Raw genomic sequence first — 24,459 nt, 5'->3', positions numbered from 1 at the left:
TTCGAGTTTGTGCTGCGGTTATGCGCTGATGCGCGAATGAGGAACGCTGCCCAGCTATCAGCCAGCAGACGGGCGGGCGGTGCGCATCGCGTACTCGAGCGCGGACCGGAACTCCTCGGGCAGGCGGGCGCGGGCCACGTTCTCGACCACCTTTTCGAAGGGGACGCGCACGCGGTACTGCGGCTCGCCCTCGGTGAACACGAACACGGGGCGGACGCCCTCGCCGAAGCCGAAGTTCTTGCGCTGCCAGATGCCCTCTATACCGTCCAGGGCGCCGACGAAGTACTGTGCTGCCCGGCCGTTGCGCTGGCTGCGCCGGCTGTTGGTGCGGTTGGCCATGTAGCCCTGCTCGCCGAACGCCTGAAGCGCCGACAGGATCTGGACGATCTGGCCGCGCCGCACGTTGCCGTACGAGTCCAGCTGGGCGCCGGCGGCAGGGAGGGCGAACTGCCCGCTGCGCATCAGGCCCTTGCCGATCAGCGCGCGCTCGAAGCGCTTGGCGCTGCGCGCACCGCCGTGCATGCCGGGCGTGAGGAACTTGCTGGCTGGCGTGCCCTTGTAGGCGTCGTCCTTGAAGTAGACCCTCGCGGTAGGCTGCGCATCGGTTCGCTTGGCCGGCACCACGCGCAGGCTGTTCATTGCGTAGGGCGTCGGCCTGTCGAAGCGCTGCTGCATCACCTCCAGCACGCCGGTGCGCGCGCGCTGCGCGGTCCTGGTCAAAGCCAAGGCGACGGCGAAGGGCACATGCCGGCGCGCGGCGTCGTCCATGTTGCGCCGCAGCTGGGCCAGCTGGTCGGCCAGGGAAATGTTTGCCATATGAGTCCTTTGTGCAAACGTCTACACGCCTGCGGTGGTGTCGTCGCCCGCGCCTGGTGATGCACCTGCGAGGAGAGTCGGCCTTTGTTCGTCGACGACTGTGCCTGTTACACGCCACTGGGAGGCACGCTGGCGGCCTGACGCACTGCTGATACCCACAACTTCCGCGCCCGCAGCGTCCAGCGAACGCTTGAGGTCCGGGACATGTCGAACTACTATGGGCACGTGGAATAAAAAAGCCCGGCGGACCGGGCGAACGGAGACTGCATGTGTATCCCCCGCTATGCTGCGGATCGAGACAGGATCACCACCTTTCACCGTTGAGAATTGGTGCGCTTATCGTTCTCGCCCAACGCCGCCATGCCACGCAATGGCCGGAAAGGATTACAGCTCGACGCAGGCCCAGGTGAGGCGCAAGGCGCTGCAGGTCGCATCCCACCGCCGCGCATAGCAGCGGCAGACGCGATAGTTGCGGCGCCAGACACGCAGGCTTCGCATGAAGCGCTCGGCAAGTGGTCGTTGAAGACGTGGTTTCATACGCTTCCTTTGGTGACAGGTGGACTGGACCGAACAGGGGAACGCGAAAAGGCAGCGCAGAAATGCAAAAAGCCCGCTTGCGCGGGCCTTTGATGCAATTACTGCGAGTGTGGTGAAAATATATCCTGCTTGGAACACTTTCGTCAACGAAATCTTTAAAGCTAGAAATCTTCAGAGAGCATTGTCACACCTTGCTCCAGGAAGATTGGCTCCAGCCGCTCCATCGCCTTCCCTTCCAGCTTCCGCAGATGTTCCTTCATCGCCCTCGATGCCCGTAAGTACTGCGTATGGTTGCCGCCAAACTGCGAAGCCAGGTCACGTGAGCTGATATCGATCTTCTTGTGGTTGGCAAACATCCGACCCAGCATGCAATCGATAGCCAACGGCTTGATTCCACGGAACATCGGTGCCAGCCAATCGGAGAGACCCTTGATCGCTGCGATCCGCTCTGCCGAGAAGGCGTAGCGCCGCTGCATACGGGGCTTCTCGGTCGGGGGCAGCTGCCTGTCGCCCAGGTCGATATCCTCGTACTCGACCTGCCCATACTTGGCCTGCAGTACCCACTGCTCGACTTCCGGCAGCTTGGTGCGCACGGCCTGGGTGATCAGCGCGCACTGCGCCCGGATCTCAGTGTCGCGCAGGCCACCAAAGTTCACGGTCCCACTGCGCTCTCCACGCAGTTGGTCGAGCCAGTGACGCTGCTCGTTGTTCTCGAGCCGAATCGACTCCATCGCCCGGATCAGCGCCTTGCGAAACGGTGCATCGCCCGACGGCTCCTGTGCCATTACAAGAAAGGCCACATGCACCGCTTGCCCGGCGCTTTCGAAAATGCCCTGCTGTTGCTGTCCAAATTCCACCGCTGCTGCTCCCATTAACATCCCCTTTCAATCACGGGACGGTACTCCCCGTCCACATATCGCCATCGTTTGCCATCGCCATCCACTGCCACGGGATTGCCCCGCTCGTCTTTCAACACCCTCCAACCTCGCTTGCCCTTCGTTCCCACCGTATGCCCGTTCTCGCTGGCGTAGAACACCGGGCTGCCCCGCATTCCCGCCCTGATCTGCCTGTCTATCGACTCAGCCCCGAACGCCTCCCGTAGCCCGTCTATCCAGGCAGCCACGAACGGCATCTGCTCCCTCATGCTTCCTTTCGCCATCGAAATCCCGCCTTCCTTGTTTTTATTTCTTTTCGACAAACCCCCAACAGCCTCAACAGACCCTCAACACGTTTAACTCTTTGTTTTTATTCCTCTTATTGAGGGTATTGAGGCTATTGAGGGTTAAAACAAAATTGAACCGAACTTGTTGCACCGTTCTTTGGTCTTGGCTTGCCTTGCTTGACGCATCCGCGCACGCGTGGAGCCTCGAAAAACCCTCCATACTCTCAACACCCTCAACATTCCCTTATCGTTCAATTACTTACGCATGTGGACGGTTGCTCGGATGTGGACGGTTAAGCCTCCATATCGCCGCCGCCCCGATGTCGATAGGACTTCAGGTCCGCGTCAAACAGCGCGCAGGTGGTCTCGGCCCAGTCGCGCAGGGACTTGCCAGCCGGCTGCTCACCTACCAGGAACACGAAGCGCTGCTTCACCTTCTCGCCGTACTCGTACAGGATGGCCTTCTTGCGCAGCACGTTGCCGGCATAGCGCTCGACGGACGGACTGAACAACGTCAGCGAGGTGTACTTCGATTCGCCTGAGCGGTTGCACCACACCTGGAAGGCGTCGTACAGCTGCTGAACGCCGCAGGTGATGAATGGCAGGGGCAGCAGGCCGCGCGACCACTCGCGGTAGAAGCGCTCGGCCGGCGCCAGGCTCTTCTCGATGAGGTTGTCCTTGGCCTCGTTGTAGAGCGGCTTCGTGTGCTCGTTGAAGTCGCCCATGTCCAGCTCGTGCACCAGGAAGTGGTAGAAGGCCTCGATGCCGCCGGCCTCGATCTCCTTCCACACACCTTTGTAGAACTCCGCTCCCAAGGCCGGTGGCGTCCACACGACCAGGTAGCGACGGTCGGTCTTGTCCAGGGCGAGCGGCTGCAGCTCGTTCGACAGGAACACGAAGTTCATCTGGTTCGCCTCGCTGTGTTCCGGCAGGCCCTTCGGGTTGACGATCACGGTGTCGCCCGCCACCAGGTACTTGAGCTTGCCCTTCATCTGCTTGAGTTCGGCCCGGGTGACCACCTCGTCGGCGACCATGAACAGCTTCATCGAGGCCCAGTCGTTGAAGTTCGACTCCAGCTGGGCGTTGCCGATGACGTAGCCGTACTCGCCGTAGATGGCCTTGACCACCTTCTCGAAGAAGAAGTTCTTACCCGAGCCCTCGTCGCCGTGCATGATGATCGAGGTCTCCATCTTCGCGCCGGGGTTGCGCAGCGGGTAGGCCAGCCAGCGCAGGATCCACGTCTCGAGGTCCTCGTTGCCGTCGCACAGGTGCGACAGCAGCACGCGGATCTGCATGCAGTTGCCCTTCTTCGGCTTCATCTTCCAGCCGCTGAACAGGTTGACCGTCGCGGTCGGGCCGCTGGCGGCCGGGCTCGGCGTCTCGGTCGGGTCGAACACGATGTTCTTCTTCAGCACCCACTTGCGCGCCTCGCCGGACCAGAACTTCATCACGTCGTTGTTGGCCACGATGGTGCGCATCGCCGACACCTTCATCAGCATGCGCTGCCGGCAGTCCCACACCAGGTCCTCGCCGTAGATCAGAACGAAGTTCTCGAGCACGTCGTCGACGGCGTCCCAGTGCGCCTGGCCGTAGACCTTCTTCGGCTTTTCCTGTTTGCTTGCTTTCTCGGCGCCGCCCCCCTCCCCCGGCGCGGAGCGAACGCCGGGCGGTGCGCTGGCCGGTATCGTGTCTGCGCCTTCGTAGCTGCTGACGTCCGACTCCGCGTCAAATCGCGCCGCGATTTCCGCCGGCGGCTCGTCTGTCGCGCTCGCGCGCGGCTGCTCCGCACCAGGGGGGGCGGGGGAAGCCTCGTCGGTCAGGTCAGCCGGGGACGCAACGTCGGCTACGGCCGACGCCGGAGAGGGGGAGGGAGAACCGGTATTGCGCTGCTGCGCAGCGAGGAGGGAAGAACCGATCTGCGCTGCGACGACGTCGAGCCCTTCCTCGATCTGGAGGTCGTTGAAGTCGGTCAGCTTGCGATCGCCCCGGTCCGCGAACAGCGGCTTGGCGACGGACGCGTTGCCCACCGCCTTCGCAGCGGCGTGGCAGGCTGCGACGCCGGCATTCTTGTACGTGTACTGGCGCACGACCCGGCCGCGGCGCAAGTCGGCCTCGATGTACTCGATGCCCTGGGCGTCGGCGCGCCACCAGGCGGTGACCTCGACCGATTCCCCATCGTCGGCGGTAACGTGATGCGTGGCGCCGTCGATCGGCACGGTGGCCGAGACCTTGAATTCCTCGCGCAAGCGCTCGGTGAATCGTTGCGTCAACTGGTAATCGTCGTCCGAGAGAAAAAGCAGATGCGCCTCGGGGTAATCGCGCCGCAGCGACTTGGCCACGTTCATGATATTGCCCGCATTGAGGCCGACCGCTACCGGCAGGTCGTAGCCAGGCGCAACGCTGACCCGCGCACTGGCGCAAGTGGCGTAACCCTCGCCGACACCGATGACAGGCGCACCGTCGAGCGTGCCAAGGACGTGCATGACGCCGATCGCGTCCATGTCCTTGTTCAGCAGCTTCTCGCCGGCCGCGTCGATCTTCTGCAGCCCGGCCAGCTGGCCATCACGCACCAGGGGGATCAGCAGCTTGCCATCGGCGCTCACGCGCAGGCCTTCGGCCGGCACCTGCTTGCGCACCAGGTACGGATGCGATCCGGCATCGGGCGAGCCCTTCGACCACTGGTCGCGGGCGCGGTTGGCGGCCAGCCTGGCCGCGTTGTTGCGCTTCTCTTCCTCGGCCTTCGCCGCCGCACGTTGCTTGCGCGCGTACTCGGCCTTGTCGGCTTCGGAGAGCTCCTCGATGTCGACCGTCACCGGCACGGTATTGCGGTTCTCGCCCTGGAAGAAACCGAACGCGCCCGTGACCACGATGCGGCCCGAGCCGAGCGTCATTTCGCGCAGGATGTACCACGCCTTCTTTTCGGGGCCGAAGCGCTTGTACTTGCCATCGAGGATGGGATGGTTCGCCGGCAGCGGCGGCATCCCGTGCTCGGCCATATGTGCTACGACTTGACCAATGTTGCTCATCCTTGCGCAACCTCATCCACGGTGTTGATGCAGTGTTTGAACGGCACCCGCTCGTTGGCGCAAAGTGATGGAATAGCCCGGTAATCGAGCGCACCTTCGCGCAGCACAAAAACACGGGCGCGATTACGCTCAGACAGCGGGCGCATCGGAGGGGCATACATCGACGGCGTGATCGCCAGTTCGGCCGGCTCGAGGCCGCTCATCGTGGTCATGCGCCCTCCGCGCGGACTGGCGTGCCGTACACGCGCAGCGTCAGCGCGACCAGCTCGGACAGCACCTTGTGCAGCTTGTCGGCGTCGTCGCGCAGCAGCGCTTCCTCGCGGCGATCGATCTGTTCGTCCGCCGTGGCCAGGTTGAAGTCGCTCGAGAACTTGCCCAGCTCGGCGTACAGCTGGTTGAATTTCTTCAGCAGGTCCTCGTTCTCGACCTCGATCTCTGGCAGCTTGACGAAGGTGCCGCCGCTGAGCGCGGAGACTGCCTCGGCGAAGTGCGTGGTGCGGGAGAATTTCTGCATCTGCAGCGCGGTCTCGACCAGCACGCCCTGCCCCTTGCGCTCGTAAATTCGATTCTCCAGCGCGTCCCGGCTCATGCCCAGCGCGCCCGCCATGGCATCCCAGCCGCCAGGGAACTCCTTGATCATCGCGAGGCAAGATTTCCTAATATCCACAGTGAACCCCTTTATTTGTGGTTGTTGCAACAAGCTTGACCAAATACCATTCGTACAAGCTGGACACTCGTTTATTTCCTCACGGCAACTATGAGGACGAACGAAAGCATTCGTCCTGCTGTTACAGTCGCCCGTGAAAGTTTTGGAATTCAGTTACGGCTGCGTCGACTCACACGTCTTTTCGACAGCGGCGCATGGTATAGAACCTGGGATGAGCTCAGGCCAAATGCGCTGCCAGTCATCCGGTCGCAGTTCAGGCCGCGTGACCTCACCGTTGGTGGCACGCTCGATCTCCACGCACCGCTCTGGCGGAACCGGCCGCTTCGCGTTCGCCCACTGGTTAATCAACACTGGCGTGATGGCGAGCTTCGTCGCCAGTTCGCGCTGCGTGGTCCGGGTTTTGACGTAGTCGAGTAGGTTCATACGGACACTATAGCAATTTGCTTTTAACCCTGCAATAGCAATTTGCACATTCCAGACACTAGCGTTTTGCTATTAAATAGACAGATGGCAACTTCCAAAGAACTACGACTCCAAAACCTGCGCGCCCTCGTTGCAGAATTCAAAACGGCCGAGGCAGTGGCACAGATGGCCGATACAAACGCGATGTATCTCAGCCAAATCCTCAACGGCGCCAAGTCTTCCGCTGGTAATGCACGTGGCGTCGGTGACAAGCTGGCGCGCAAGCTGGAACAAGGGTGCGGGAAGGAAGTCGGATGGATGGATCGCCCCCATGACGCTGCCGTGCTGGCTGAGTCCATTCCTGGTGCAATGCCCGTACGTGCGATTTCGTCCGACGATCCGAGCCTGACGCAGATCCGAAAGGTCAAGCTTTACGTACAGGCTGGCATTACGGGCTTTCAAGTCGAGCCAGAGCATTACGACGGGGAGACCCAGGGAGTGCCGACCAAATGGATCTTAAAGGAAGGGTTGAGCCGTGATGCACTTCTCGCGATTACGGTCCGCGGCGAAAGCATGGAGCCAGCGCTCTATGAAGGTGACGTGATCGTAGTGAACACGCGCGACACAGCACTATCTGATGGCGCCGTGTACGTCGTGAATTACGAAGGCGAAGTCATTGTGAAGCGCCTGATGCGCGATGCCGGGCAATGGTGGCTAACTTCGGACAACGCTGACCAGCGAAAATACCATAGGAAGTTATGCAAGGGAACCGAGTGCATCTTGATCGGCAGAGTGATTCGCAAAGAAAGCACTCACATTTAGAAAAGCGACGGCACGCCCGGATGCCGCGATTGGAGAAAAGATGAAGATTGCTGTAATGCTAGGCTGCTTGGCTGTGATAAGCGGTTGCGCGAGCATGGTCCCGCCGGATCAGATGCCGATTACTGACGAGAAGCGGGAATTTACATTCGACTACGCTGTACCGGGGAAATCCCAACATGAGCTTTACCGATCGGCTCGCAACTACTTGGCGACCGCGTACAGGGACAGCAGGGCCGTGACACGTGTCGAAGATGAAACTGACGGGACGATCATCGGAAAAGGGATAGCGCCTTGGAACTTCACGACCGATTCGATGTTGCTCCCCTTCATACCGTGCGGCTCCAATTACGACGTGATATTCATTGCCAAGGAAGGTCGCGCACGCTTGCAATTAACTCTTCGTGAGGGCGTAACGCAGCCAGCCACGTGCGGATGGGCATTGCCACCGAAGCGAGATTATCCGCAGATCGTCCAACAGTTCAATGATATGTCGACGGGTCTTGAAAAGGCATTGAACGGCCAAGGCGCGGTCGACCAGCTACGCAACTTCTAAGGCGCTGCGGCACGCTTAGATGCCGGCCATTCGTTGTAAACACTATTGAAAGGGTGTAGCATATGATCAACCAGCCAACGTGGCCGACGCAGCCTCGCGAAGAAAGAAGCCACGTGCCGCGCCCTGTAGAACACAGGCCCCCGCCTCCACCACCGCCACCAAGCGACCGAAAATAGTCCATGAGCGAAACCGAATATCTCTGGAATCGAAGGTTCGACCTTCGCATGCGCGTGATAATGAACCGCATGTATTATCAAGAACGCCAGAGGATTTTCGAGTTTCGTGAAGGACTGGTGAAGGTTACCTCCCTCCTCGGCGCGTCGGCAGCATTCGCCAAGGTAGCGGACCCGCAAGTTGTGCAATGGTGCGCGGCAGTCATAACTGGAACCAGCGCTGCGTCCCTGGTTTTCGGCTTTGGCACCAAAGCACGCGATAGCGCTAAGCGAAGTTCCGAATGGGCGCTGGTTGAACGTGACATCGAAGCTCGTGGAGAGCGCGCTTTCGACGAAGCAGACCTGAATAAGTGGGCGGCGCGCTGCAACGAGCTCGAGGCTGGAGAGCCGGCAGCAAATTCAGCCTTGCTTGAAAAATGCTATTTACGCACCTGCGAAGTGCTTGGCTGCAAACCAAGCAAGGAAGCGTCATGGTGGGATAAGTACCGCCTACCCATCATCATTCACTAAGTACCTTTGGGTAATCGGATTACCCGTATCTTTCAACCTAACCTTCAAGCCCCGCCAGTCGGGGCTTTTTTTCGTCCGACGATTCGGATGGGGCAAGTCTACTGATCTTTGGCGAAATGTTTAGCAAATTGCTGTTGACCATGTAAAAGCAAATTGCTATAGTCGCTCCAAGCAAACAAGCTCAGCAGCAGCCGAGCAGCTACCTGGAGCCCGGATCCGCGATGAATCACTTCACCGTCACAGTGCGCACGAGCGCATCGAGCACGACCTACACCGCCGTCGCCCCGTCGAGTGGCAGCGCATACGAAACCGCCGCCGACCTGTTCGGTGACACGCCATGCGGCATCACTGTCGTGCCGGCGCAGGGGCGCGCGTGACGACCACCGCAACCCGCTATGCGAAGTCCGCGGCGGCGCCCCTTGGCACAGGCGAGCTGCACCGCGCCTTGGACTCTGCCAGCAAGGCCGCAGCGTTGCAGGCCTTCTGCCGCAACACCGGCACCCGACCCGATGAGGTCTCCGCCAACGGCACCGACCTCGACATCCTGCGCGTCTTCGACGCGATGCGCGCCCGTGGCTACCAGGTCTCCGAGCCGCAACGCCCGCAACACCAGCCAAGGAAAGGCTTCACGGCCTGGTGGGTGCACATCCGCATGCCCGGCGCCGAGTTCGCGCTCGGCTTCTACACCGTCAACGAGCAACTCCCAGCCAACCAACTTCACGCGAGGAATCAGGCATGAACAACACACGCTCCGTCACGATCCAGCTGGACGACGAGACCTACAAGGACCTGCTCGCCGTCGTCGACGCCTGCAATTTCGCTCACACGCAGCGCGGTGGAGGTAATACCCACGGCAAGCTCGACGTCCCCCGTTTGCTGCTGATGCTGGCGGAGGATGCAGCGATGACGAAGACCCGGCCGGGCTCCTGGGAAGGCGCAAACATGCAGCGGGTGCTCGACTCGCACGGCTACAGCTGACCACCACCACGGCTCTCTTACTACTGACAACAGGACACCGACATGCAAACCTCTACTCTCGCTCCAAGAACGTGCGCATTTGCCACCGTCATTATTTTTGGTGCGCCGGGCGACGGTAAAACGCGTCACTCCGCAGCATTGGCTGCGCATTACGGCAAAACGATAATCATTGAGGACGACAAGCGGACCTGGGGCTCGGTGCTCGGTCTCGACGCGCTCGTATTTACTAAATTCCCACCGAAGTCCCTGCCAGAGCATTTTGCAGGGCGCGTCGTCTCGATACCGTTCGCCACAGCGATGCGTGATGCAGGGCTGCTGCTGGAGAGTGAACCGCCGCTGTTCTGCATCGACTGCAAGCACTACCAGGAGCCCGAGCGCCGACTGGCGGACGCCATGTGCCTGGCCACAGCCTGCCGAACAGTCAACCTGGTCAAAGGCTATCAACACGTCCCGTGCCGGGTCGCCCGGCGCCAGGATGGTGCATGTGGTTTCGACGGAGTGCATTTCATTCACATCGGCTTCGGCTGCGCCGGCCAGGCAAGCGAAGGCGGCTCAACGGGCGCCGAACTCGGCATGGCTGAGCAAGCCATGCTCGAGGCGAAGCGGGCATGCCTACGCCAAATGCAGTTGAAACTGCGTGAGCCGACACCGAACGACGCCGGCGATATCGCCAACCTCAGCCGCGAGCGTCTCGAGGCAGAGTCCAGCCAGCTAGCTCTTGAGATAGCACGAATCGAATGTGCTCTGGCGTCATCGAAATAACGTCCCGTGGAAGCCAGGCGAACTTGTGCACCAGGTAGTAATGGATCGCATCCATTCCATCAAGGCCCCTATAACCCTCTCGCCTTGCGAGCTCGTCGCCGAAGACTTCGAGAGCGTAGATTAGCCCCGCATTCGCAGCGTGGAAACGTTCTCTGATTTGGTTCTTTTCGCTAGCCATACCCCCATCCATTAAGAAATAAATAAGTTTCTAGCTTACAACATTTTCCTCTACCGGAGCACTTCATGACCAACATTACTGCAGCAACCGAGAATCAGGGCCAGACCATCGCCGAGGTGCCTCAGAGCATTGAGGGCGTCTACGGCCTGTACGAACTCGCCAAGCTGCGCCGCTCGCCCGACAACCGCAAGCGCTTCAACGAGCAGAACCTGCAGGAGCTGGCCGCCAGCATCAAGTCGATGGGCGTCGCCCAGCCGATCCTGATCCGCCCGGTCACGCCTACGGCCGAGGAGCCGGAGGAGTTCGAGATCGTCGCTGGCGAACGCCGCTACCGCGCGTCGAAGATCGCCGGCATGACCACGATCCCGGCCATGTGCCGGCACCTGAGCGACCTGGACGCGGCGAAGATCCGCATCCTGGAGAACCTGCAGCGCGAAGACCCGCACGAAATGGAAGAGGCGGAAGGCTACCAGCTGCTGATGATGCAGCACGGCTACAGCGCCGACCAGTTGGCCGATGAGATCAAGAAAAGCCGCGCCTATATCTACGCCCGCCTCAAGCTCTGCGCCCTCACCCCTGAAGTTCGCGAGCAGTTCCTCGATGGAAAAATCCCGGCGTCGACCGCGCTGCTGATTGCGCGTATCCCAGTGCCGGCGCTGCAGGTAAAGGCGCTGGACGAGATCCTCAACCCGCCCGTGTGGCAGGGCAGCGAGCCGCTCTCCTACCGCAAGGCGGCCGAGCACGTCCAGGCGCGCTACATGCTCGACCTGTCGACGGCGATCTTCAAGCTCAACGACAGCAAGCTGCTCGCCGCGGCCGGCAGCTGCGTGAAGTGCCCGAAGCGCACGGGCAACCAGCCCGAGCTGTTCGCCGGTATCAGTGCAGACGTCTGCACGGACCCGGACTGCTTCGCCGAGAAGAAGGCGGCGCACCTGACCGCCACGATCACCATGGCCAACAAGAAGGGGATCCCGGTCTATGAAGGCGATGAGGCGATTGCGCTGAGGCAGACGATGTACAGCTCGAGCTCCGAGTTCACCCATGCGGGAGTGCACATCACCTACTTCGCGCGCAACGCTCCCTCGACCAAGAACCTGGGAAGCGTCGGCCAGTACCTCAAGCCGGAGGCGCTCGACGCCATTGAGGTGGCCGGCTACCTGAAAGCCACGAGCGGCGACCTGACGCCCCTCTTCCGCCGCGAAGCCATGCAGGATGCGCTTGAAGCCGCAGGCGCCTGCGAGACCACGGAACAGCACCAGGCGCGCATGCGCGAGATCGAGGCCGATCCAAGCAAGGCTCCGCCGAAATCGGCCTATCAGTTGCAGCAGGAGCGGCAGCAGCAGGAACGCAGGGACGCCGAAATCGTTGCCGAGAAAGAACGCACCTATCGCCTGTCGCTATACAAAAAACTGCGCCAGCATGCGATCGTGGCCGGGCTCAGCCTGCCGTCTCTGCGCGAGTACGCCAAGGCCATGGTTGACGAGTTCCCTCTGGCTGAGAGCGTCCAGGGGCTGTATGAGGTCGACCTGCATACGGACAGCGACGCCTTCATCGATGCGGCCGACTCCGGCACCCTCCAGCTGCTGCTGATCGACGTCATGCTCGGCAGGATGCTCGAAGTGAGCTGGTGGGAAATCAAGAACGGCAGCGCCGACGAGGACGACTTCCAAACGATCGTCGCGATGGCCCGCCACGAAGGCATCGACGTCGACGCCGTCCGCGCCGAGGCCTCCCCCGCTCCGGCGCCGGCCGATCAACCAGCTGCGCCGGCAGCAGAACTGGCGCCGGAGGCCGCCCAGGTCGACGCCACGATCGACCTCGCACCGATGCAGCAGCACGACCTGGTCGACTTCATCGCGAGGCACCCGCAGCGCCTGGACGAGCTGACCCAGCTCGTGCTCGTGCACCCGCGCGGCGAGCTGACCTCGATGCTCGAGGCGGCTGCCGCAGAACATGGTTACACCTGGTCTGGCCAGCGCTTCGTGCTGCAGGCTGAGAAGCAAGTCGAGTCGCCTGCGGACACCGCAGCCGTCGAGACTGGCCCAGCCGCCGCGCCGATCGAGGCGCCGAAAGCCAAGGCAAAGGGCAAGGCAAAGCCGGCGCCTGCAGCGAAGGCCAAAGCCGCCCCTCCGAAGCCCGAGCCGAAGAAGAAGACCAAGTCATCCGTCAGCACCGGCCAGCCGGCCAAGACGGCTCCGGACGCGGAACAGGATCCGTGGCCCTTCCCGAAATCATCGACGGCACCGCGCGATGCGGTGACGCCGGCCGCACAAGCTGACGAGGTGCCGGCATGAGCCCGTTGAGCGAACCGTGCCAAGGCGTTGTCGTTTCCGCCCTGGTGACGCGCCGCCGCGAGCTGCAGGCGATGGTCAAGTACTGGCGCGAGGAGGCCGAGAGGTCGGGCACTGAATGGGACTGCGCCAAGGAGTACCGCGAGGCCTCCGAGAAGCTGCAGGGTACCGAGGCCGCGATCCTCGAGCTCGACAGGCGAGCCGTCCCCTGGCTGCACTGCCATCCCGACTGCAGCGACCTGTTCGCACCCAAGGCGCAGGCCGAGGCGAAGGAACTCACGGAGGCGGAGCAGTAATGGCGCGCATGAACACTTGGGACCAGCGGCGCCTGGCTGCTGCATCCATGAACCCGGGCGCCACTTTCCGGCACCACGAGACGATCAAGAACGAGAGCTGCGCCGGCGCGTACACGCCGCAGCGGAACTGCACCGGACCGTGCCGCCGCCGGCGTTCCCTGGGCCAGTTCACCGGCGCGAACACGATGTGCAATCAATGCGTCCGGCGGACGCCGAAAGGGATCAATCCATGAACGCAAGCAGTGAGCGCAAGAGGGATTTCGTCTCGCCCGTACCTGGCATGAACGTCGTCTACGTGATCGTCGCAGATCGCGCGAAGTTCGATCAGATCCAGCGGCCCGCCACCACCCACGACCCACTTCCAGATGGCCGCCGCGTGCTGTCGAAGACGATCGGCAACTGGTCCATGCTGTCGGACGACGGCCTGGTGATCTTTCAACACTGGCTCGAGGACGCATCCGACGAGCAGAAAGGCAACGACAAATGAACACGCAAATCTCGCAAGCCCTTCGCGCTGCGATTGCGGACGACGCCTTCGCCGCGTCGTTCCAAACGCTTGGCCAGTATCGACAGGCGCTTATTCGCATCCTCGACGGCCAAGCAGCCGGACTCACCGACCAACAGCCACCAAGGTCGACCGGCTATCGCTGCGCCGCTTGCTGCGCACCAGCTGGCGCGCAGCATGTCGCCGCCTGCCCTGAGGCCGGCTTGTCGCGCGCTGCCACGGTTGCCATCGACATGCTCGCCGAGCTCGATCCATCGAAGATGCCGCTGGCGGTGCCGGCGGCGATCGGCGTGCTACGAACCGGCCTTGCCGACAACTACACGCGCCTGACCTGCGCCACCGAGCGCGCAGCGGCACCGGCAGACCTGACTGCCGAGCAGGCGCGTTCCGCGCTTCTGGCGATGCCTCTGGACGAAGTGACGGACCTCGTCCGTGCCACTCATCAGCCCAGCGCACAGGATGGAGGTGGAGCGTGATCGGGCCAGCGGGTTTCATGGCCGCGCCCAAGGCTAAGGAGTACAGCCAGGACGAGGTCAACGAAATCATGGCCGGAATGGAAAGCGTGTGGGTTGAGTACGACCGCTACCTCGATAGCATCGCCCCTCGCTGCCATTTCACGAAGATGAGCCTGGAGTACGGCGAAGGTGACGAGGCATGGTGGGAGTGCCACCACTGCGGGCATACGAAGGGTTGCGCACAGCCGCAGCCAGAAGCGAAAGGAACAACATGACTTACATCACGCGCAGCCTAGCCAGGTGCGTCAGCTGTCACCAGCCGCTGGGCACGCCCCATGCGCTCGCGTGCCGATTCCGGCACTTCACCTGACCTATCGCAGAACCAGAACCGAGAACCACCGTGAAGCCTCTATATCTTGAACTCGACGCCGCCGCCGAAGCAGTCGCCCTGGCGCCGACCACCGTCCAGCGCCTGGTGCGCGCTGGCGAGTTTCCGCAACCACGTCAGCTGTCCGGCCGGCGCGTAGGCTGGCTGGTGCGCGAACTCGAAGAGTGGGCAGAGGCGCGTCCGGTGTCGGCGCTTCCACCACCCGAAAACACTTCACGCCGCGCGCACTAACGGCACCACTACCTCCGCCTTTGCCAGCGCCTCGTAGTGGTCGCTGAGCGCCGTCAGCCACCGGCGCCGCTCGTCATCATAGCGATGCAGGTTGTACACCCCAACGATCCCCTTTGCCATGTGCCCGAGCACTGCCTCGGCCACCTCTTCGGAACAGCCCAGCATAGCCAGCTGGGTGCGGCCAGTCCGCCGTAGATCATGAACTGACCAGTGCGCCACCGGCAGCCGGGCGCGCGCGTATTCGGGCCGCGTCTTCGAATAGGGCTGGTGCATCCAGACCATTGCGCTCACGGTTTTCTGCTCGACGTGCCCGCTCTTCCCACTCGACGGGAAGATGAACCCGGACTTCACCACTTCCATGCGCCGGCGCACGATGGCCTCGGCGCGCCCGACGAGCGGCACCCGTAGGTCGCCAGCGTGGTCGCGCCAACTGTTCTTCGTCTTCGCCTTCGGCACTGTCCACCATAGCCCGTCACTCTCGTCGGTCAGCTCCTCGACTTCCATGCTCAGGATCTCGCTGCCGCGCGTGCACGTCCACATATAGAGGGTCACGACATCCTCGACCAGGCGGGAGAAGTTCGGCAACCAGCGGATCAACACACCGATCTCCTCCGCGCTAAGGGCGCGCTTGGCAGGGCCAATCGATTCGCCTTCTCGCATTCGTCCTTTGCTGCGCAACTTCCCGCGCATGATCAGGCGCCACCAGTTCGGGACGTTCGAGTCGAGCCGCCCGGCGTCGAGACCGTAGTCCCACGCGGCGCCGAGCTCGGAGCGCAGCTTCGATGCCTGGACCGGCGTGCCGATATACGCCTGGATGAGATCGAACGCCTGCGCACGCGTGACCGTTGCGGGATCGAGGTCCCCGAAGTCGCCGAGCATTCGTTCGAACGTGCGGCGGGTTTCCGCCGCGCTCTTCGGGTTGCGATTGACCTCTACCTGGCCTTCCAGGTAGAGGTCGCACAGCTTGCGCACGGTGAGCCGGCGTGCGGCAGCGGCCCGGGCGGCATCCTCTGCCGCGCGCTCATCCTTGCGTGCAGCACGCCGCTCCTCTGCCGGGTCGCGCCCGGCGGCGCGGATCTCCCGCAGCTTCTCCCACTCGACCGTGGCGAGGGCAAGCGACATCTTCGGCCAGGTGCCGATCTTCACCTGGCGCATGCGCTCGTCGACGGGGCTCTTGAATCGGTAGACCCAGGAGCGCGTGGAGGCGGTTGCCTCCAATCGGAGCCCTGGGCAGTCGGAAATGGTAAAGTGTTGGCCGGGCTCGAGGAGCTTGGCCGCCTTCGCATCGAATTGCATATCCCCTCTTGGCGTAATCTCGGCGTAGCTTTCCATCGAAAAGCAACGCTAGGGTGCAATTGTAGCGTAAGGTGCTGCTGAGTTATCGAAAAATCCTACGCCAAAATGCGGAGTGTTGTGACATGTTGTGGCGTGTCGAGACCAAAGCAAGAAAGTGCAAGAGCCGTAGCTTTATTATATAGATCATGGACTTAACTCAAGAAATGCCGCTAGATCAAAGAGTTACCGACACCGGCAAAAACAAGGTTACGCCAATGATGCAGCAATATTTGCGCATCAAGGCCGACTACCCGACCATGCTGGTGTTCTACCGCATGGGCGACTTCTACGAACTCTTCTTCGAAGACGCCGAAAAGGCCGCGCGCATCCTCGGCATCACCCTGACCGCACGCGGGTCCTCGGGCGGCAATCCGATCAAGATGGCGGGCGTGCCCTTCCACTCGCTCGATCCCTACCTCGCCAAGCTGGTCAAGCTGGGCGAATCCTGCGCGATCTGCGAACAGATCGGCGACCCGGCGCTCAGTAAAGGCCCGGTCGAGCGCAAGGTCGTGCGCGTGGTCACGCCCGGTACCCTGACCGATTCCGACCTGCTGCCCGAAAAGGCCGAGCGCCCTCTGCTGGCGGTCTGCACACTGGCGCAACGTAAAAACGTGACCGTCGGCCTGGCCTGGATGTCGCTGGCGAGCGGCGCGCTGCGCCTGATGGAATTTTCCGGTGACGAGCGCACCGCCAACACGCGCCTGGCCCAGGAGCTGGAGCGCATCGCGCCGGCCGAGATCCTGCGCGCCGACGACGGCGACCTGTTCGAGGACAGCCCGGTCGCCCACACCCAGCGCGTGCCCGAGTGGCACTTCGACGTGGTCAAGGGCCACAAGGCCCTCGTCGACCAGCTTGCCGTCGCGACCCTGACCGGCTTCGGCGCCGACGGCCTGGGCGCCGCCTTCGGCGCGGCCGGGGCGCTGCTGCGCTATGCGCACTCGACCCAGGGCCGCGGCCTGCAGCACGTGAACAGCCTGACGGTCGAGAGCGAGAACGAATTCATCGGCCTGGACGCGGCCACGCGCCGCAACCTGGAGCTGACCGAGACCATCCGCGGCCAGGAGTCGCCGACGCTGTTCTCGCTGCTCGACGGCTGCCGCACCGCGATGGGTTCGCGCCTGCTGCGCCACTGGCTGCACCATGCGCGCCGCGACCAGAGCGTCGCGCGCTCACGCCACGAGGCGATCGAGGCGCTGGCCCAGGCTGATGCCACCGGCAACCTGTCCAGCACCCTGGCCCAGGTGCCCGACATCGAACGCATCACCACGCGCATTGCCCTGCTGTCGGCGCGTCCGCGCGACCTGGCCAGCCTGCGCGACGGCCTGAAGCAGCTCCCCGCCCTGCGCCAGCAGGTGGCGCGCTGCTTCATTCCGGGCGACTCCTGCCTGCTGCGCGAGATCCACGACGCCCTCGCCCCGCCCGAGGCCTGCCTCGACCTGCTGGTGCGCGCGGTGGCCGAAGAGCCGGCGGCGATGGTGCGCGACGGCGGCGTGTTCGCGCGTGGCTTCGACGCCGAGCTGGACGAACTGCGCGCCCTGTCCGAGAACGCCGGCCAGTTCCTGGTCGACCTCGAGACGCGCGAGCGCGAGCGCACGGGCATCGCCAACCTGCGCGTCGAGTACAACCGGGTGCACGGCTTCTACATCGAGGTCACCAATGGCCAGGCCGACAAGGTGCCCGACGACTACCGGCGCCGCCAGACCCTGAAAAACTGCGAGCGCTACATCACGCCGGAACTGAAGGCCTTCGAGGACAAAGCCCTGTCGGCCCAGGATCGTGCCCTCTCGCGCGAAAAAGTGCTGTACGACGAACTGCTGGCCTGCCTGGCGCCGCACATCGGCCAGCTGCAGACGGTGGCGCAAGGCCTGGCCCAGATCGACACCCTGGTGGCGCTGACCCGCCACGCGCTGCAGAACAACTGGTGCATGCCGCAGCTGGTGGCCGAGCCTTGTTTGACCATCGTCGAGGGCCGCCACCCGGTGGTGGAACAGCAGATCGAGCGCTTCATCGCCAACGACTGCAAGCTGTCGAACGAACGGCGCCTGCTCCTGATTACCGGCCCGAACATGGGCGGTAAATCGACCTTCATGCGCCAGACCGCGCTGATCGTGCTGCTGGCCTACATCGGCAGCTATGTGCCGGCTTCCCAAGCAACGATCGGCCCGATCGACCGCATCTTCACCCGCATCGGCGCCAACGACGACCTGGCGGGCGGCCGCTCGACCTTCATGGTCGAGATGACCGAATCGGCCGCGATCCTGAACGGCGCGACCGAGCACTCGCTGGTGCTGATGGACGAGGTCGGACGCGGCACCTCTACTTTTGATGGCCTGGCCCTGGCCTGGGCGATCGCGCGCCACCTGATCGACAACAGCCGCAGCTTCACGCTGTTCGCGACCCATTATTTCGAGCTGACCCAGTTGCCCGAAGCCCATCCGAGCGCGGCCAACGTGCACCTGTCGGCGGTCGAGCACAAGGACAGCATCGTCTTCCTGCACGCGGTGCAGGACGGTCCGGCATCCCAGAGCTACGGCCTGCAGGTGGCCCAGCTCGCGGGCGTGCCCCCGGCCGTGATCAAGGCCGCGCGCAAGCACCTGGCGCGCCTGGAATCGCAGGCGCTGGACACCACGCCCCAGCTCGATTTGTTCGCCCTGCCCTGCGACGAGCCCGAGGAGGAAGCGCCGCAGGCGGCTGCCCCTGCCGTGTCCTCCGCGCTGCTCGACGCGCTCGATGCGCTCGATCCGGATGCGCTCACCCCGCGCGAAGCGCTCGAACGCTTGTACGAACTCAAGCGTCTCGCCGCCTGATGCGCCGCTCCCGCCCCTCCGTCCTGCTGGCTGCCGCCCTGTGCGCGGCGCTCTGCCTGCCGGCCGTCGCGGGCGGGCGCGGTAACGACGCCGACGCCCACACCTTCGGCGTCATCGGCCACAGCTTCGACGGCAAGAGCGACAAGCGCTTCAAGCAGGCGCTGGCCGACACCGCCGACAAGACGAACGCCTTCGTGGTCGTCACCGGCATCAAGCATGTGGCCGAGCCTTGCGGCGACCGCCTCTACCAGGAGCGGCGCGAGCTGGTCGAGCGCTTCAAGCGGCCGGTCATCGTGCTGCCGGCGGGCAGCGACTGGACCGGCTGCCGCAATTCGGCCGGGCGCACGAATGCCATCGAGCGCCTGAACCGCCTGCGCGAACTCTTCCATGGAGAGCCGAACTCGCTCGGGAAGACGACCTTGCCGCTCACGCGCCTGTCGATGAGCCCGCGTTTTCGCAGCTATGCCGAGAACGCCCACTGGACCGTGGGCAAGGTGCTCTACGCCAGCGTCAACCTGCCGGCCAACAACAACCACTACCTCGCGGCGGCCGGCCGCAACAGCGAGTACGAAGACCGGCTGGTGGCCAACCGCTTCTGGCTGAACCGCCTGTTCACGCTGGCGAAGGGCGACAAGGTCGATGCCATCGTCCTGTTCTCGGAAGGCGACCTGAAGCCCTTCGCGGAACCCGAGCCGCGCACCCTGCTGCGCCGCGCGGCCGGCGTGTTCGACGGCTTCGGCTTCACGCGCAGGCAGGTGCAGCAACTGGCGAAGAAATTCGGCGGGAAGGTCCTGCTGGTCGACAGCGCGCCGCTGGGCAAGGGCAAGAAGCCGGCCATCGAATGGCACGGGAACCTGGGGCAGTTGTCGGTCGACGGGGAAGCGGTGGAGGTCGAGGTGAAGCCGGAGAGCAAGTCGCTGTTCGTGGTGAAGGATGCGGCGGAGTGATGCGGGCCGCGGGCTGATCATTCGGACGCGCCGATGTTGTGCGAGCCTGGCCTGGACGACATAGCGCTAACAATAGGTTGAGTTTCGCGTGGGCACGGGGTGCCCACCCTACAGATGCCGCAGCGATACACTCAACCCTAGGGTGGGCACTCCGTGCCCACGCGAACGCTTGCATCACGGCTGCGCTCGCCCGAGCCTGTCACAATGGCGCGCCGAGACGCCGACCGGGCAAGCCCGCGGCGCACATTACACCCACCCAAACAAAAACCGGGACACATGGTCCCGGTTTCATTCAAGCATTAGTGCAGCGGCTGGCTACGGAAGTGGTCGCCCGGCTCGCTGTCGTCGTCGCCTTCGTCTTCACCGTGGTGGTGACCGTGGGCGCCGTGCACGTGGCCGTGGGCGACTTCTTCTTCGGTCGCTGGGCGCACGTCGATGACCGACAGCTCGAAGCGCAGGGCCATGCCGGCCAGCGGGTGGTTACCGTCCAGCACCACCTTGTCGTCGGCGATTTCGGTGACGGTGAAGATGGTCGGCTCGTCGTCCGGCGCACCTTCGGCCATGCCTTCGAACTGCATGCCGACTTCGAGCGGTTCCGGCAGGCGCGAACGGTCTTCAACCTTCACCAGCTCGGCGTCGTAGTCGCCGAATGCGTCTTCCGGCTCGATCTGCAGGGTCGACGAATAGCCGACTTCCTTGCCGTCCAGATGCTCCTCGATCTTCGGCAGGGTGTTCTCGTAGCCGCCGTGCAGGTAGACCATCGGCTGCACACCTTCCTCGATCAGGTTGTTCTGCGCATCCGACAGTTTGTAGTTGACCGACACGACCGTATTCTTGGCAATCTTCATCGCACATCCTTTCGTTGTAAGGAGCGGATTATACCCCGCTGTTCATCCACTGACCGCTGCCGCCTCTTGTGCGGCTGGTTATAATGACGCATGAAAAAATTACAGCTCCTTGGGAACATTACTCCCGCTCAGTTCCTTCGGGATTACTGGCACAAGAAACCCCTCCTGATCCGCGGCGCCATCCCCGGTTTCAAGCCCTTGCTCAAGTTCGACAAGCTGGCCGACCTGGCCACCAAGAACTTCGTCGAATCGCGCCTCGTCACGCAGAATGATGGCCAGTGGGACATGCAACACGGCCCGCTCACCGAACTGCCTCCCCGCACCCAGCCCAACTGGACCATGCTGGTGCAGGGCGTCAACCTGTACGACGAGAAGGCCGACGAGCTGCTGCGCCAGTTCCGTTTCCTGCCCGACGCCCGCCTCGACGACCTGATGATCAGCTACGCCACCGATGGCGCCGGCGTTGGTCCGCACTTCGATTCCTATGACGTGTTCCTGCTGCAGGCCCACGGCAAGCGCCGCTGGAAGATCAGCGCCCAGCAGGACCTGTCCCTGGTCGAAGGCCTGCCGCTGAAGATCCTGTCGAACTTTACCCCGGAAGAGGAATTCGTGCTCGAGCCGGGCGACATGCTGTACCTGCCCCCGCACTATGCCCACGACGGCATTGCCGAAGGCGAGTGCATGACCTATTCGATCGGTTTCCGCTCGCCTTCGTTCCAGGAACTGGGCGAAGCCTTCCTGCAGTTCATGGCCGACTCGATCGACCTGCCCGGCCGCTACGCCGACCCAGGCATCCAGCCGGCGAAGAACCCGGCCGAGATCCCGCGCGAGATGCTCTCGACCATCACCGAGGAGCTCAACAAGGTGCGCTGGGACGAGGAGGACGTGACGATCTTCTTCGGCGAATACATGTCCGAGCCCAAGCACAACGTGTTCTTCACGGGCCCGGCCAAGCCGCTCACCGTCGGGCGCTTCATGGAAACGGCCGCCAGGAAGGGCCTGAAACTCTCAAGCAAGACCCTGATGCTCTACCGCGGCAAGCACGTCTTCATCAACGGCGAGTCCTTCGCCGTGAGCCGTGCCGACAAGGTCGTGCTGGACGTGCTGGCCAACGAGCGCCGGCTCGACGGCGCCACGCTGGCGCAAGCATCCGACGACGTGCTCGAGGCGCTCTACACCTGGTACCAGGACGGCTGGGTCGAACTGGGCTGAACGGGGTCTGGAACATGAGCGAGCCGCTGACCATCCGTTTCGACACCCGCCGCGACTGCGAGACGCAGTGGCGCGCCGTGCTGGCACGGGCCTCGCAGCGGCTCGACATGTTCGATCCGGATTTCGCCCTCTTCCCGCTCGGCTCGGTTGAAGCCGACGCCCGGCTGCGCAGCTTCCTGCGCGGCGGCGGACAGCTGCGGCTCGCCATGCACGACAGTGCGCACATTGAACGTCACTCTCCGCGCTTCCTGCGCCTGCTGCGCGACTACAGTCACCTGGTGGAATGCCGCCAGACGCCGCGCTCGCTGCGCCAGCTCACCGACTCCTTCTGCATCGCCGACGGCCTGCACGTGCTGCGCCGCTTTCACAGTGATCACGCACGCGGCGAAGCCGCTTTCGATGCCCCCGACGCAGTCGATTTGCCCGGCCATCGCTTCGCTGCCATCTGGGCGGAATCGCGTCTTGCGCTAGCTCCAAGTGTGACCGGATTGTAGTTTCTAACACGAATTTTGACGTGTTAAGAGCCGTCTTTAATCCTGTTGCATCTTGTAACAAAATGAAGCTTAACAAGTCACAGAATACTTACATTTTGGCATGACTTTTCTATTGCGAATGAGTAAATTTGGCTATAATATCGGGTTAGGAAGGTTCCGTTGTATATGCGTCACTGTTGCATAAGTGCAAAGTACACGAGAATTCCAGCGAGCGATAATTACCGGTAATTATTCATCGTAACAACAAGAAGTACTTCACTTTTGAATTAAAAGGAAAATCATGAAAAAGTCCCTGCTGATCGTTTCCCTGATGGCTGTTGCTCTGGCTGCTTGCTCGAAGAAAGAAGAAGCACCGGCAACCCCGGCTGCTGTCGAAGCGCCTGCTGCTGACACCACCGCAACCACCACCACCACCGACGCTGCTGCTCCGGCAACCACCGACGCTGCTGCAACCACCCCGGCTGCTGACGCTGCCGCTGCTGCCGCTACCGCTTCGGCTGCTGCTTCGGAAGCCGCTTCGGCTGCTTCGACCGCTGCTGACGCTGCTGCTTCGGCTGCTGCTACCAAGTAATCAGATTTTTTCTGATTCGAGAGACCGGCCTGCGGGCCGGTTTTTTTTCGTCTGTGCATTCGAGGGCGATCGGTATGCGTAAAACATTGGCGGCTTCGGAGGCGTGCCATACCGCCTGGACACAGGTGTCCACCCTACGCCTTCGCCAAGGCCGGTGACTCCGGTTTTGTAGGGTGGACACCTGTGTCCACGCGGTCGTACCCATGCGTACCGCACCGCTGAAATGAAACGCGCCGGCCGTGCGCCCAATAAAAAAGCCGGCCACCAGGGCCGGCTTTCTGTCCGAAGCAAAACAGGATTACTTCAGCTCGTCGTTCAGCAGCGACAGGATCTTGGTCGCCGTCGCCGAGGTATCCGGCTTGCCCTGGTTGTCCTGCACGGTCACGGTGCTGGAGTTGCCGTTCTCGGCGCCCTTGACCAGCACGCGGTAGCGCTGGGCTTCCTTGGCTTTTTCGTCGTCGCCGAAGCTGAACAGTTTCGAGAAGAAGCCGTCCTTGTTCTTCGCTTCCAGGTCGACGTAGCGCACGAAGTACACGCCCTGCACGCGGTCGCGGTCTTCGACGGTGAAGCCGACGCGGTCCAGCGCCAGGCCGACGCGGCGCCATGCGCGGTCGAAGCCTTCGTCCACTTCCACGCGGTCGCCCAGCAGCTTGGCGCGCTGCGGCGCCGGTGCGGCGTTCTCGACCTTGGCCTGCGCGGCCTGCACCTGCTCCGGCGCGGTGGCGCCGGTCAGGCGCGCCACCAGGCGGCCCAGGAACTGGGCTTCGAGGGTCGGGTCGTTCGGACGCACGGTCCAGACCGTGGTTTCCTTCTGGGCGCCGGTCAGGACTTCCTCGGCGCCGCGGTGGCTGATGTAGATCTCGGTCGAGCCGTCCGGCAGGCGCTCGAGGCGGGTGCGGTACTTGTCGCGCTCGCCGGTCGAGTAAGCGCGGTCGAACACCTTGCCGAGCGTGTTGCGCAGGAAGTCCTGCGGGATCTTCGAGCGGTTCTCGACCCACTCGGTTTCCATCACGCCGGTCGCCTGCGATTCACTGGCGATCGGCAGGCCGGCGTCTTCCCAGAACTGGCGCACCTGCGGCCACAGCTGCTCGGGGGTCTGCTTGACCACCAGCCAGCGCTGGTCGCCGGCGCGCTCGACGCGCACGGCCTCGGTCGAGACCGGGCCGACCGCGCCGCCCGCCGCCGGGGCGCCCGCAACCGGCGCTGCACCCTGGGCGGCGCCCTGCGACTGCTGGAAGCCCGATGCGGTGGCGACGCCGCTGTTCGGCGTTGCGTAACGATTGTCCTTCTGGAGTTGGGTCAGGTCGGGCGGCACGTCCAGCGGCGGCGCCTTCTTCGACGACTTGTAATCCACCTTGTCCGACTCGAACACGGTGGTGCACGCCGCCGTGCTCAGCGCCAGCGCGGAAAGCACCAGCACGCGCGCAGCGGTCGGCGCGGAAACGAGGGTCGCGAGGGTCTTTTTGTTGCGAGTAGTCATATCGTTACGATTT

The 24,459-nt window shown here is 63.1% G+C and carries 28 protein-coding genes; 18 read left to right on the top strand and 10 right to left on the bottom strand.

What is annotated here, in order from left to right:
• Nucleotides 1–57: 57 nt before the first annotated feature.
• The 6 genes from ACSUZJ_RS07370 to ACSUZJ_RS07345 form a co-directional block, all read right to left on the bottom strand.
• Complete coding sequence (locus tag ACSUZJ_RS07370; RefSeq protein WP_499414739.1) at nucleotides 58–816, bottom strand: hypothetical protein; 759 nt, start codon at nucleotides 814–816, stop codon at nucleotides 58–60.
• Nucleotides 817–1,514: 698 nt separating this feature from the next.
• Nucleotides 1,515–2,225, bottom strand: a complete 711-nt coding sequence (locus tag ACSUZJ_RS07365; RefSeq protein ID WP_499414737.1) for a hypothetical protein — start codon at nucleotides 2,223–2,225, stop codon at nucleotides 1,515–1,517.
• Nucleotides 2,226–2,808: 583 nt separating this feature from the next.
• Nucleotides 2,809–5,511 (bottom strand): DUF5906 domain-containing protein, encoded by a 2,703-nt coding sequence (locus ACSUZJ_RS07360; RefSeq protein WP_499414735.1) that lies wholly within the window; start codon nucleotides 5,509–5,511, stop codon nucleotides 2,809–2,811.
• A 26-nt stretch (nucleotides 5,512–5,537) separates the two neighbouring features.
• Complete coding sequence (locus ACSUZJ_RS07355; protein WP_499414733.1) at nucleotides 5,538–5,753, bottom strand: hypothetical protein; 216 nt, start codon at nucleotides 5,751–5,753, stop codon at nucleotides 5,538–5,540.
• Nucleotides 5,750–6,181, bottom strand: coding sequence for a YmfL family putative regulatory protein (locus ACSUZJ_RS07350; RefSeq protein ID WP_499414731.1), 432 nt, complete (start codon nucleotides 6,179–6,181; stop codon nucleotides 5,750–5,752). The genes ACSUZJ_RS07355 and ACSUZJ_RS07350 overlap by 4 nt, the downstream gene beginning before the upstream one ends.
• 180 nt (nucleotides 6,182–6,361) lie before the next feature.
• On the bottom strand, nucleotides 6,362–6,631 hold the full coding sequence (locus ACSUZJ_RS07345; RefSeq protein ID WP_499414729.1) for a transcriptional regulator: 270 nt from the start codon (nucleotides 6,629–6,631) through the stop codon (nucleotides 6,362–6,364).
• Between the two features lie 84 nt (nucleotides 6,632–6,715).
• On the opposite strand from ACSUZJ_RS07345, the gene ACSUZJ_RS07340 reads away from it, so the two are divergent.
• The 14 genes from ACSUZJ_RS07340 to ACSUZJ_RS07275 all read left to right on the top strand — a co-directional run bounded on the left by ACSUZJ_RS07340 (nucleotide 6,716) and on the right by ACSUZJ_RS07275 (nucleotide 14,752).
• Nucleotides 6,716–7,432, top strand: coding sequence for a S24 family peptidase (locus ACSUZJ_RS07340; RefSeq protein WP_499414727.1), 717 nt, complete (start codon nucleotides 6,716–6,718; stop codon nucleotides 7,430–7,432).
• Between the two features lie 40 nt (nucleotides 7,433–7,472).
• Nucleotides 7,473–7,985 carry a DUF4468 domain-containing protein gene (locus tag ACSUZJ_RS07335; protein ID WP_499414725.1) on the top strand — a complete coding sequence of 171 codons (513 nt, stop codon included), beginning with the start codon at nucleotides 7,473–7,475 and terminating at the stop codon, nucleotides 7,983–7,985.
• Nucleotides 7,986–8,164: 179 nt separating this feature from the next.
• Nucleotides 8,165–8,668: a hypothetical protein gene (locus ACSUZJ_RS07330; RefSeq protein ID WP_499414723.1), complete on the top strand. Its 504-nt coding sequence runs from the start codon at nucleotides 8,165–8,167 to the stop codon at nucleotides 8,666–8,668.
• A 221-nt stretch (nucleotides 8,669–8,889) separates the two neighbouring features.
• Nucleotides 8,890–9,045, top strand: a complete 156-nt coding sequence (locus tag ACSUZJ_RS07325) for a hypothetical protein (RefSeq protein WP_499414721.1) — start codon at nucleotides 8,890–8,892, stop codon at nucleotides 9,043–9,045.
• The gene (locus ACSUZJ_RS07320) at nucleotides 9,042–9,407 is read left to right on the top strand and encodes a hypothetical protein (RefSeq protein WP_499414719.1); all 366 of its coding nucleotides are present in this window, start codon (nucleotides 9,042–9,044) and stop codon (nucleotides 9,405–9,407) included. The genes ACSUZJ_RS07325 and ACSUZJ_RS07320 overlap by 4 nt, the downstream gene beginning before the upstream one ends.
• Nucleotides 9,404–9,646, top strand: a complete 243-nt coding sequence (locus ACSUZJ_RS07315; protein WP_499414717.1) for a hypothetical protein — start codon at nucleotides 9,404–9,406, stop codon at nucleotides 9,644–9,646. The genes ACSUZJ_RS07320 and ACSUZJ_RS07315 overlap by 4 nt, the downstream gene beginning before the upstream one ends.
• A 42-nt stretch (nucleotides 9,647–9,688) precedes the next feature.
• The gene (locus ACSUZJ_RS07310) at nucleotides 9,689–10,408 is read left to right on the top strand and encodes a hypothetical protein (protein ID WP_499414715.1); all 720 of its coding nucleotides are present in this window, start codon (nucleotides 9,689–9,691) and stop codon (nucleotides 10,406–10,408) included.
• A gap of 243 nt (nucleotides 10,409–10,651) precedes the next feature.
• Nucleotides 10,652–12,880, top strand: a complete 2,229-nt coding sequence (locus ACSUZJ_RS07305) for a ParB/RepB/Spo0J family partition protein (RefSeq protein WP_499414713.1) — start codon at nucleotides 10,652–10,654, stop codon at nucleotides 12,878–12,880.
• 5 nt (nucleotides 12,881–12,885) lie between these two features.
• Nucleotides 12,886–13,173: a hypothetical protein gene (locus ACSUZJ_RS07300; protein ID WP_499414711.1), complete on the top strand. Its 288-nt coding sequence runs from the start codon at nucleotides 12,886–12,888 to the stop codon at nucleotides 13,171–13,173.
• Entirely contained in the window at nucleotides 13,173–13,406 is a 234-nt protein-coding gene (locus ACSUZJ_RS07295) for a hypothetical protein (RefSeq protein ID WP_499414709.1), read from the top strand. Before ACSUZJ_RS07300 ends, ACSUZJ_RS07295 begins: the two co-directional genes overlap by 1 nt.
• Complete coding sequence (locus ACSUZJ_RS07290) at nucleotides 13,403–13,660, top strand: hypothetical protein (RefSeq protein ID WP_499414707.1); 258 nt, start codon at nucleotides 13,403–13,405, stop codon at nucleotides 13,658–13,660. Before ACSUZJ_RS07295 ends, ACSUZJ_RS07290 begins: the two co-directional genes overlap by 4 nt.
• The gene (locus ACSUZJ_RS07285) at nucleotides 13,657–14,154 is read left to right on the top strand and encodes a hypothetical protein (RefSeq protein ID WP_499414705.1); all 498 of its coding nucleotides are present in this window, start codon (nucleotides 13,657–13,659) and stop codon (nucleotides 14,152–14,154) included. Before ACSUZJ_RS07290 ends, ACSUZJ_RS07285 begins: the two co-directional genes overlap by 4 nt.
• On the top strand, nucleotides 14,151–14,408 hold the full coding sequence (locus tag ACSUZJ_RS07280; RefSeq protein ID WP_499414703.1) for a hypothetical protein: 258 nt from the start codon (nucleotides 14,151–14,153) through the stop codon (nucleotides 14,406–14,408). Before ACSUZJ_RS07285 ends, ACSUZJ_RS07280 begins: the two co-directional genes overlap by 4 nt.
• A 125-nt stretch (nucleotides 14,409–14,533) precedes the next feature.
• A complete protein-coding gene (locus ACSUZJ_RS07275; RefSeq protein WP_499414701.1) occupies nucleotides 14,534–14,752 on the top strand; it encodes a helix-turn-helix transcriptional regulator in 219 nt (72 codons plus the stop codon).
• Here ACSUZJ_RS07275 and ACSUZJ_RS07270 read toward each other — a convergent pair.
• Nucleotides 14,735–16,048 (bottom strand): tyrosine-type recombinase/integrase, encoded by a 1,314-nt coding sequence (locus tag ACSUZJ_RS07270; protein WP_499414699.1) that lies wholly within the window; start codon nucleotides 16,046–16,048, stop codon nucleotides 14,735–14,737. The two genes, ACSUZJ_RS07275 and ACSUZJ_RS07270, sit on opposite strands and share 18 nt — an antisense overlap.
• Nucleotides 16,049–16,302: 254 nt before the next feature.
• Between ACSUZJ_RS07270 and mutS the strand changes: the two genes are divergently transcribed.
• Nucleotides 16,303–18,894 (top strand): DNA mismatch repair protein MutS, encoded by a 2,592-nt coding sequence (gene mutS, locus ACSUZJ_RS07265; protein WP_499414697.1) that lies wholly within the window; start codon nucleotides 16,303–16,305, stop codon nucleotides 18,892–18,894.
• The gene (locus ACSUZJ_RS07260) at nucleotides 18,894–19,841 is read left to right on the top strand and encodes a hypothetical protein (protein WP_499414695.1); all 948 of its coding nucleotides are present in this window, start codon (nucleotides 18,894–18,896) and stop codon (nucleotides 19,839–19,841) included. Before mutS ends, ACSUZJ_RS07260 begins: the two co-directional genes overlap by 1 nt.
• 299 nt (nucleotides 19,842–20,140) lie before the next feature.
• On the opposite strand, the gene ACSUZJ_RS07255 is transcribed toward ACSUZJ_RS07260, so the two are convergent.
• Nucleotides 20,141–20,689, bottom strand: a complete 549-nt coding sequence (locus ACSUZJ_RS07255) for an FKBP-type peptidyl-prolyl cis-trans isomerase (protein ID WP_499414693.1) — start codon at nucleotides 20,687–20,689, stop codon at nucleotides 20,141–20,143.
• Between the two features lie 90 nt (nucleotides 20,690–20,779).
• On the opposite strand from ACSUZJ_RS07255, the gene ACSUZJ_RS07250 reads away from it, so the two are divergent.
• Both ACSUZJ_RS07250 and ACSUZJ_RS07245 read left to right on the top strand, forming a co-directional pair.
• Nucleotides 20,780–21,901, top strand: coding sequence for a ribosomal protein uL16 3-hydroxylase (locus ACSUZJ_RS07250; protein ID WP_499414691.1), 1,122 nt, complete (start codon nucleotides 20,780–20,782; stop codon nucleotides 21,899–21,901).
• Between the two features lie 14 nt (nucleotides 21,902–21,915).
• Nucleotides 21,916–22,395, top strand: coding sequence for a DUF7931 domain-containing protein (locus tag ACSUZJ_RS07245; RefSeq protein ID WP_499414689.1), 480 nt, complete (start codon nucleotides 21,916–21,918; stop codon nucleotides 22,393–22,395).
• Nucleotides 22,396–22,650: 255 nt separating this feature from the next.
• Here the strand turns inward: ACSUZJ_RS07245 and ACSUZJ_RS07240 are convergent, their stop codons facing one another.
• The gene (locus ACSUZJ_RS07240) at nucleotides 22,651–23,025 is read right to left on the bottom strand and encodes a hypothetical protein (protein WP_499414687.1); all 375 of its coding nucleotides are present in this window, start codon (nucleotides 23,023–23,025) and stop codon (nucleotides 22,651–22,653) included.
• Nucleotides 23,026–23,264: 239 nt separating this feature from the next.
• Nucleotides 23,265–24,446: an NlpB/DapX family lipoprotein gene (bamC, locus tag ACSUZJ_RS07235; RefSeq protein WP_499414685.1), complete on the bottom strand. Its 1,182-nt coding sequence runs from the start codon at nucleotides 24,444–24,446 to the stop codon at nucleotides 23,265–23,267.
• Nucleotides 24,447–24,459 lie beyond the last annotated feature (13 nt).

This window comes from Telluria sp. B2, assembly GCF_051789535.1.
Lineage (GTDB): Bacteria > Pseudomonadota > Gammaproteobacteria > Burkholderiales > Burkholderiaceae_D > Telluria.
This window is presented reverse-complemented; position numbering and strand designations above follow the sequence as displayed.

Coding starts and splice junctions, on each gene's coding strand:
- ACSUZJ_RS07285 (WP_499414705.1), top strand. CDS start 13,657: ATGAACACGCAAATCTCGCAAGCCCTTCGCGCTGCGATTGCGGACGAC.
- ACSUZJ_RS07315 (WP_499414717.1), top strand. CDS start 9,404: ATGAACAACACACGCTCCGTCACGATCCAGCTGGACGACGAGACCTAC.
- ACSUZJ_RS07305 (WP_499414713.1), top strand. CDS start 10,652: ATGACCAACATTACTGCAGCAACCGAGAATCAGGGCCAGACCATCGCC.
- ACSUZJ_RS07365 (WP_499414737.1), bottom strand. CDS start 2,225: ATGGGAGCAGCAGCGGTGGAATTTGGACAGCAACAGCAGGGCATTTTC.
- ACSUZJ_RS07310 (WP_499414715.1), top strand. CDS start 9,689: ATGCAAACCTCTACTCTCGCTCCAAGAACGTGCGCATTTGCCACCGTC.
- mutS (WP_499414697.1), top strand. CDS start 16,303: ATGATGCAGCAATATTTGCGCATCAAGGCCGACTACCCGACCATGCTG.
- ACSUZJ_RS07355 (WP_499414733.1), bottom strand. CDS start 5,753: ATGACCACGATGAGCGGCCTCGAGCCGGCCGAACTGGCGATCACGCCG.
- ACSUZJ_RS07360 (WP_499414735.1), bottom strand. CDS start 5,511: ATGGCCGAGCACGGGATGCCGCCGCTGCCGGCGAACCATCCCATCCTC.
- ACSUZJ_RS07245 (WP_499414689.1), top strand. CDS start 21,916: ATGAGCGAGCCGCTGACCATCCGTTTCGACACCCGCCGCGACTGCGAG.
- ACSUZJ_RS07325 (WP_499414721.1), top strand. CDS start 8,890: ATGAATCACTTCACCGTCACAGTGCGCACGAGCGCATCGAGCACGACC.
- ACSUZJ_RS07290 (WP_499414707.1), top strand. CDS start 13,403: ATGAACGCAAGCAGTGAGCGCAAGAGGGATTTCGTCTCGCCCGTACCT.
- ACSUZJ_RS07335 (WP_499414725.1), top strand. CDS start 7,473: ATGAAGATTGCTGTAATGCTAGGCTGCTTGGCTGTGATAAGCGGTTGC.
- ACSUZJ_RS07350 (WP_499414731.1), bottom strand. CDS start 6,181: ATGATCAAGGAGTTCCCTGGCGGCTGGGATGCCATGGCGGGCGCGCTG.
- bamC (WP_499414685.1), bottom strand. CDS start 24,446: ATGACTACTCGCAACAAAAAGACCCTCGCGACCCTCGTTTCCGCGCCG.
- ACSUZJ_RS07345 (WP_499414729.1), bottom strand. CDS start 6,631: ATGAACCTACTCGACTACGTCAAAACCCGGACCACGCAGCGCGAACTG.
- ACSUZJ_RS07370 (WP_499414739.1), bottom strand. CDS start 816: ATGGCAAACATTTCCCTGGCCGACCAGCTGGCCCAGCTGCGGCGCAAC.
- ACSUZJ_RS07260 (WP_499414695.1), top strand. CDS start 18,894: ATGCGCCGCTCCCGCCCCTCCGTCCTGCTGGCTGCCGCCCTGTGCGCG.
- ACSUZJ_RS07250 (WP_499414691.1), top strand. CDS start 20,780: ATGAAAAAATTACAGCTCCTTGGGAACATTACTCCCGCTCAGTTCCTT.
- ACSUZJ_RS07270 (WP_499414699.1), bottom strand. CDS start 16,048: ATGCAATTCGATGCGAAGGCGGCCAAGCTCCTCGAGCCCGGCCAACAC.
- ACSUZJ_RS07255 (WP_499414693.1), bottom strand. CDS start 20,689: ATGAAGATTGCCAAGAATACGGTCGTGTCGGTCAACTACAAACTGTCG.
- ACSUZJ_RS07340 (WP_499414727.1), top strand. CDS start 6,716: ATGGCAACTTCCAAAGAACTACGACTCCAAAACCTGCGCGCCCTCGTT.
- ACSUZJ_RS07330 (WP_499414723.1), top strand. CDS start 8,165: ATGAGCGAAACCGAATATCTCTGGAATCGAAGGTTCGACCTTCGCATG.
- ACSUZJ_RS07240 (WP_499414687.1), bottom strand. CDS start 23,025: ATGCACAGACGAAAAAAAACCGGCCCGCAGGCCGGTCTCTCGAATCAG.
- ACSUZJ_RS07295 (WP_499414709.1), top strand. CDS start 13,173: ATGGCGCGCATGAACACTTGGGACCAGCGGCGCCTGGCTGCTGCATCC.